The sequence below is a fragment of the Rhodococcus sp. R1101 genome, assembly GCF_000278445.1.
GTDB classification, from domain to species: domain Bacteria; phylum Actinomycetota; class Actinomycetes; order Mycobacteriales; family Mycobacteriaceae; genus Rhodococcus; species Rhodococcus gordoniae.
In genome coordinates this window covers 1-472 of the sequence record NZ_AJVB01000943.1, presented here as the reverse complement: position 1 = coordinate 472, position 472 = coordinate 1, and the positions used below count along the sequence as shown (strand labels likewise).

General features: G+C 70.8%; 1 protein-coding gene. It reads right to left on the bottom strand.

The annotated features are described in order from the left end of the window. The coding region (locus R1101_RS29055; RefSeq protein ID WP_016935871.1) for a mycothiol transferase at window positions 1-320 on the bottom strand (320 nt) is incomplete at its 3' end. Between the last annotated feature and the right edge of the window lie 152 nt (window positions 321-472).

The window sequence follows — 472 nt, the reverse complement described above, 5'->3', positions numbered from 1 at the left end:
GGCGCGGACCGCGCGGCGAACCGTTCGGCCTCGGCGTCGAGGCGGGCGAGCTGGTCGGCGACCGTCTCGCTCTCCTCGACCCGCCACCCGGCCTGCCATGCCGCGACCGGGTCGGCGTCCCGAGGGTTGTCGCCGCGGATCCGGCCGTCCGTGGCGACGAGACCGTCGACGAGATGGTTGACCAGCGACGCCAGGCTCATCGACGATGCGCTCGGTGCGCTGCGGGCCTGATCGTCGGTCAGGCCCGACAGCGCGTTGCGCAGGGCGTCGAACTGGTTGGAGAGCAGCTTCAGCAACAGGTCGTGTTCTCGGGCGCTCATGCGTCGAGTATGGGGGCTCCCGCCGACACCTTCGGTCCCGAATCGGCGAACTGGGTGCGATAGAGCTCGGCGTAGCGGCCGCCCGCCGCAAGAAGATCCTCGTGGCTGCCGCGTTCGACGATGCGGCCTGCCTCGACGACCAGGATCTCGTC